This is a genomic window from Microbacterium sp. K35 (assembly GCF_004794375.1).
Classification (GTDB): domain Bacteria; phylum Actinomycetota; class Actinomycetes; order Actinomycetales; family Microbacteriaceae; genus Microbacterium; species Microbacterium sufflavum.
On record NZ_SSDM01000161.1, the window covers coordinates 23,955 to 30,413 of the forward strand.

The following is a 6,459-nucleotide window of genomic DNA, read 5'->3' on the forward strand; positions in this document are numbered from 1 at the left end:
GCAGCCGTCACAGCACCGGCCACTCGACCGGGGTGCGGTCGTCGGTGGCGAGCAGCCCGGCGACCCAGCCGTCGTCGCGGCCGCGCTGACTCGTGAGGGCCTGGCGCTGCGTGCCCTCGAACCGGAAGCCGAGGGCGCGGGCGGCCCGTGCCGACGGCACGTTGCCCACCACGGCCTGCCAGCGGATGCGCGCGAGCCCGAGCTCGGCGAACCCCCAGTCCAGCACCGCGCGGGCCGCCTCGGTCAGGTAGCCCTGCCCGCGGGCGTCCGCGACCATCCAGTAGCCCAGTTCGGCACTGCCACCCGCGGCGTGGCCCGCGATGTGGTGCAGGCCGATGACGCCCACGAGCACGCCGTCCGCGAAGATGCCCCACACGGTCTGGGAGCCGTCCGCCCACCAGTCGGCGACGAGCGCGACGAAGTCCTCCGCGTCCTGCCGGAAGTACGGGTTCGGGACGGTCGTCCAGCGGGGGATCTCCGGGTCCTGGCAGGCCGCGGTGATCGCGTCGACGTCCGCCTCCGTCGGGGCATGCAGGACGAGGCGGGCGGTGGTGAGGGTGACCGGAGGCATCCCTCCAGCCTAGGACGGCCGAGCCGGTCGCCCGGTCGGCGAGGGGGACGTCGACCGCGGTGTCGGTGGGCGCGATTAGGCTTGTCCGGTGACTGTTCCGGGGATTCTGCGCGCCTTGGAAGAGGCGTCTCTGTTTCGTGACGCTCTCGCCTGGGCGCATACCGACGCCGACCTCGGACTGGTCGACGGCCTCGATGCGCCCACGCTCGCCGGGCTCCTCGCCAAGCGCGCCGCGGCCGGGCACCCCGCCGCGTTGCTCGCCGTGGTGCCGACCGGGCGCCGGGCCGAGACGCTCGCCGCGGCGATGTCGGCCTACGTGCCCGATGCCGAGGTGCTCACGTTCCCGGCATGGGAGACCCTGCCGCACGAGCGGCTGAGCCCGAGCCCCGACACCGTCGGGCAGCGCCTGCAGACCCTGCGCCGCATCGCCGAGTGGTCGGGCGACCACCCCCTCGTGGTCGTCGCCTCCGTGCGCGCCGCGCTGCAGCCGATCGCCGGCAACCTGGGCGAGATCGCCCCGCTCGACCTCGCCGTCGGCAGCCGGGGGCACGAGCTCGACCACGTCGCGGAGCAGCTGGTCGAACGCGCATACTCCCGCGTGGACATGGTGTCGCGGCGCGGTGAGTTCGCCGTGCGCGGCGGCATCCTCGACGTGTTCCCTCCCACGTCGGAGCACCCCTACCGCGTGGAGTTCTTCGGCGACGAGATCGACCAGATCCGGGCGTTCTCCGTGGCCGATCAGCGCTCGCTCCCCGGCGACGTCCCCGCGGTCGACCTGCCGCCCAGCCGCGAGCTGCTGCTCACCGCCGACGTGCGCGACAGGGCGCGCGCGCTGATCGGCGGGTTCCCGGCCATCGCGGGCATGCTCGAGAAGATGGCCGAGGGCATCCCGGTCGAGGGCATGGAGTCGCTGCTGCCCGCCGTGGCCGGTCCGCTGAAGTCGCTCGTGGAGTACCTGCCGCCCGGCAGCGCGACCGCGGTGGTCGACCCCGAGCGGGCGACCGCGCGGGCGATCACCCTCGGCGACACGAACCGCGAGTTCCTCGACGCCGCGTGGAGCGCGGCGACCTCCGGGGCCTCGGCTCCCATCGACCTCGGCGCGGGCGACTTCCTCACGGTCGCCGACCTGCGCGACGTGGTGCGCGACCGCGGCGGCGTGTGGTGGCGGCTCAGCCCGTTCGGCATCGGCGACGCCGACCCGGAGAGCGTCGAGGCGTCGGCGGTCATCCCGTCGTTCCACGGCAACGTCGACGGGGCGATCGCCTTCGTCGACGCGAAGGTCGCCGACGGGTGGCGCGTCGTGGTGATCGCGACGGGACACGGGCTCGTCGACCGCGCGCGCGACGTGCTGTCCGACCGGGGCATCGCGGCCCGCGCGGTGGAGTCGCTGACCGAGGCCCCCGACCCCGGGGTCGCGACGCTCGTGACCGGTGCGGTCGAGGCGGGGTTCCAGGTGCCGGAGGCGAAGCTCGCCGTCCTCACCGACAACGAGTTCTACGGCCGCACGATCGGCGGCGACCAGCGCGTGGTGAAGAAGCTCGCCTCGCGCCGCAAGAACGTGGTCGACCCCCTCCAGCTCAAGCAGGGCGACTTCGTGGTGCACGCCACGCACGGCATCGGCCGCTTCGTGGAGATGACGCAGCGCGAGGTGTCGACGGGCGGCCGCCACGCCGCGAAGTCCGTGCGCGACTACCTCGTGCTGGAGTACGCCCCGTCCAAGCGCGGCTACCCGGGTGACAAGCTCTTCGTCCCCACGGACCAGCTCGACCTGCTCTCCAAGTACGTCGGCGGTGAGGCCCCGACGCTGTCGAAGATGGGCGGCAGTGACTGGGCGCAGGCCAAGGGCAAGGCCCGCAAAGCCGTGCGCGACATCGCGGTCGAGCTCGTGAAGCTCTACTCCGCGCGCATGAGCGCCAAGGGGCACGCGTTCGGTCCGGACACCCCGTGGCAGCGCGAGCTGGAGGAGGCGTTCCCGTTCGCCGAGACCCATGACCAGCTGCAGACCATCGACGAGATCAAGGCCGACATGGAGCGGCCCATCCCGATGGACCGGCTGCTGTCGGGCGACGTCGGCTTCGGCAAGACCGAGGTCGCGGTGCGCGCGGCGTTCAAGGCCATCCAGGACGGCAAGCAGGTCGCGATGCTCGTGCCGACGACGCTGCTGGTGAAGCAGCACCTGGAGACGTTCACGGAGCGCTTCGCCGGCTTCCCGGTGAAGGTGCGGCCGCTGTCGCGCTTCCAGACCGACAAGGAGGCGAAGCTGACGCTGCAGGGCCTTCTCGACGGCACGGTCGACATGGTCATCGGCACGCACCGCATCCTCACCGATCAGGTGATGTTCAAGGACCTCGGCCTGATGATCATCGACGAGGAGCAGCGCTTCGGCGTGGAGCACAAGGACGCGCTGAAGAAGATGAAGACCAACGTCGACATCCTCGCCATGAGCGCGACCCCGATCCCGCGCACCCTGGAGATGGCGGTCACCGGCATCCGGGAGATGTCCACGCTCGCGACGCCGCCGGAGGACCGGCACCCGATCCTCTCGTTCGTCGGGCCGCGCAGCGACAAGCAGATCGCCGCCGCCATCCGGCGCGAGATCCTGCGCGAGGGCCAGGTGTTCTTCGTGCACAACCGCGTGCAGTCCATCCAGCGGATCGCGGCCCAGCTCGCCGAGCTCGTGCCGGAGGCGCGCATCGCGGTCGCGCACGGGCAGATGGGGGAGCATGCGCTGGAGCAGGTGGTCGACGACTTCTGGGAGCGCAAGTTCGACGTGCTCGTCTCGACCACGATCATCGAGACCGGCCTCGACATCTCCAACGCCAACACGATCATCATCGACCGCGCCGACAAGTACGGCCTGAGCCAGCTGCACCAGCTCCGCGGACGCGTGGGCCGCGGACGCGAGCGCGCCTACGCGTACTTCCTCTACGACGACATGAAGCCGCTGAGCGAGACCGCGGCCGACCGCTTGCAGACCATCGCGGTCAACAACGACCTCGGCTCGGGCATGCAGGTGGCGCTGAAGGACCTGGAGCTGCGCGGGGCGGGCAACCTGCTCGGCGCGGAGCAGGCGGGGCACATCGCCGGCGTCGGCTTCGACCTGTACCTGCGCATGATCGGTGAGGCCGTCGCGACGTTCCGCGGCGAAGAGGTCGAGACGGGGCAGGAGCTGCGACTGGAGCTGCCGCTGGACGCGCGCATCCCCGAGGACTACATCGACAGTGAGCGCCTGCGCCTGGAGGCGTACCAGAAGCTGTCCGCCGCCTCGGCCGCGACCGCCAAGGACGATGCGATCGACCTCGTGCAGGAGGAGCTCATCGACCGCTACGGCACCCCGCCGGAAGAGGTCGCCGGGCTCTTCGCGATCGCGCGACTGCGCCGCAGGGCCGCCCGCGCCGGGCTCACCGACGTGGTGGCGATGGGGTCGAACCTCCGCATCGCCCCGGCGCGGCTGGAGGACTCCATCAAGGTGCGACTGCAGCGGCTCTACCCGAAGGCGAAGCTCGTGGCCGGGGGAGAGGCGCTGGTGGTGCCGATGCCCACCGTCGCCGCGGCCGTCGGCGTCGGTGTGGAGCCGCTGCCCGACGCGCAGCTGCTGGAGTGGGTCGGCCAGCTGTTCACCGCGATCTTCCCGGAACCCGCCACGACCCCGTAGCGGACGGCCGGGGCCCCGGGGCTAGTCTGGCCGCATGTTGTACGAGCACCTCGGGGCTCGCCCCCGCATCCATGACACCGCCGTCGTCGCCCCCACCGCCGTGATCTCCGGCGATGTGGAGGTCGGTCCGGGCTGCCAGGTGCTGCACGGCGCCGTGATCACCGCCGAGGGCGGCCCGATCACGCTCGGCGCACACGTGATCGTGATGGAGAACGCGCTGATCAGGGCGACCGCGGCGAACGCGGTGCACATCGGCGACCACACCCTCGTCGGCACGCTCGCGAGCATCGCCGGCGCGACCGTGGGCGAGGAGGTGTTCTTCGCCTCGGGCGCCCGCATCTTCAACGGTGCTCTGGTGGGCAGCCGCTGCGAGGTGCGCGTCAACGCGATCGTGCACCGGCGCGCGGTGCTGCCCGAGGGGACGGTCGTGCCGATCGGATGGGTCGCGGTCGGCGATCCGGTGCAGCTGCTCTCGCCGGACCGGGCGGAGGAGATCGCGGCGGCGCAGCCCGAGCTCGACTTCCCCGGGCACGTGTTCGGGGTCGACCGGGACACCCCCGACCTCATGGTGCAGCTCACCGAGCGCTACGGGAGCTCCCTCGCGCGGCACGCCGACGACCGCCCCGTCGGTCCGTAGCCGCGCGGGCGCGCAGAGACGAAGCCGAGCACCCCGCCGATGCCCGGCTTCGCCGGCTCGATGTCAGATGACGCCCTGCGCGAGCATGGCAGCGGCGACCCTCTCGAATCCTGCGATGTTGGCCCCCGCGACGTAGTCGCCGGGAACCCCGTACCGTTCCGCGGCGTCGAACGCGGCGCCGTGGATATCCGCCATGATCTCACGGAGCTTGCTCTCGCTGTCGGCGAAGGTCCACCGCTGGCGCGAGGCGTTCTGGCTCATCTCCAGTGCGGAGGTGGCCACACCGCCCGCGTTGGCCGCCTTGCCGGGGGCGAACAGCACACCCGCCCGCTGGAACGCCTCGACGGCCTCGGGCACGCACGGCATGTTGGCGCCCTCGGAGACCGCCTGCACACCACCGGCGATCAGCGCCTCGGCGTCGGCCAGGCTCACCTCGTTCTGCGTGGCGGACGGCACGGCGATGTCGACCGGCACCTCCCACACGCTGCCGCCCTCGACGAACCGTGCGCTGGGGCGGCGGCGGGCGTACTCGACGATGCGGGCGCGCTCGACCTCCTTCAGCTGACGCAGCAGGTCGAGGTCGATGCCGGCGTCGTCGACGACGTAGCCGGAGGAGTCGGAGGCGGTGACCGCGGTCGCCCCGAGCTGCGCGGCCTTCTGGATCGCGTAGAGGGCGACGTTGCCGGAGCCGGAGATGCCGACGCGCTTGCCCGCCAGCGAGTCGCCGCGGACGGCGAGCATCTCCTGCGCGAAGAACACGGCGCCGTAGCCGGTGGCCTCCGTGCGCACCTCGGCCCCACCCCAGCCGGTGCCCTTGCCGGTGAACATGCCCGACTCGTGGCGGTTGGTGACCTTGCGGTACTGGCCGAACAGGAAGCCGATCTCGCGGCCGCCCACGCCGATGTCGCCCGCGGGGACGTCGGTGTGCTCGCCGAGGTGGCGGTACAGCTCGTTCATGAACGACTGGCAGAAGCGCATGACCTCGGCGTCGGACTTGCCGTGCGGGTCGAAGTCGGAGCCGCCCTTGCCGCCGCCGATGCCCTGACCGGTGAGCGCGTTCTTGAAGATCTGCTCGAAGCCGAGGAACTTGATGATCGACAGGTTCACCGAGGGGTGGAAGCGCAGTCCGCCCTTGTACGGGCCGAGCACGGAGGAGAACTGGATGCGGTAGCCGCGGTTGACCTGCAGCTTCCCCGCGTCGTCGACCCACGGCACGCGGAACAGGATCTGCCGCTCGGGCTCGACCAGGCGCTCGAGGATGCCGCCGTCGACGTATTCCGGGTGGCGCTCCAGCACGGGGGCGATCGAGTGCAGCACCTCGTGCACGGCCTGGTGGAACTCCGGCTCGTGCGGGCTGCGGGAGAGCACCGTGTCGAACACGGGCTGCACGGAGTCGGCGAGCGGATGGAAGTCGGCAGTGGTCGTGACGGTCACGCGGGAAGGACTTTCTGGTGGGGGATGGGGTGCTGGCGATCGTGTCGCGTCAGGGCGGTGCCGGTTGGGCCGAGCTCTCACTCTAGCGTCGGCGCCCGTGGGCCCCGCGCCACGCGACGGGCGGCCGCGGCTCAGCCGGTGTTCTGCAGTCCTGCCGCCCGT

4 protein-coding genes are annotated in these 6,459 nt (G+C 71.8%); 2 read left to right on the plus strand and 2 right to left on the minus strand.

Annotated elements, in window-relative coordinates; genetic code table 11:
• Positions 1-7: 7 nt before the first annotated feature.
• The gene (locus tag DW299_RS05895; protein WP_136029102.1) at positions 8-571 is read right to left on the minus strand and encodes a GNAT family N-acetyltransferase; all 564 of its coding nucleotides are present in this window, start codon (positions 569-571) and stop codon (positions 8-10) included.
• Positions 572-659: 88 nt separating this feature from the next.
• Between DW299_RS05895 and mfd the strand changes: the two genes are divergently transcribed.
• Both mfd and DW299_RS05905 read left to right on the plus strand, forming a co-directional pair.
• The gene (mfd, locus tag DW299_RS05900; protein WP_136029105.1) at positions 660-4,226 is read left to right on the plus strand and encodes a transcription-repair coupling factor; all 3,567 of its coding nucleotides are present in this window, start codon (positions 660-662) and stop codon (positions 4,224-4,226) included.
• A 34-nt stretch (positions 4,227-4,260) separates the two neighbouring features.
• A complete protein-coding gene (locus tag DW299_RS05905) occupies positions 4,261-4,863 on the plus strand; it encodes a gamma carbonic anhydrase family protein (RefSeq protein ID WP_136036014.1) in 603 nt (200 codons plus the stop codon).
• A 63-nt stretch (positions 4,864-4,926) separates the two neighbouring features.
• On the opposite strand, the gene gdhA is transcribed toward DW299_RS05905, so the two are convergent.
• Positions 4,927-6,297 (minus strand): NADP-specific glutamate dehydrogenase, encoded by a 1,371-nt coding sequence (gdhA, locus tag DW299_RS05910; RefSeq protein ID WP_136036015.1) that lies wholly within the window; start codon positions 6,295-6,297, stop codon positions 4,927-4,929.
• Positions 6,298-6,459: the final 162 nt, after the last annotated feature.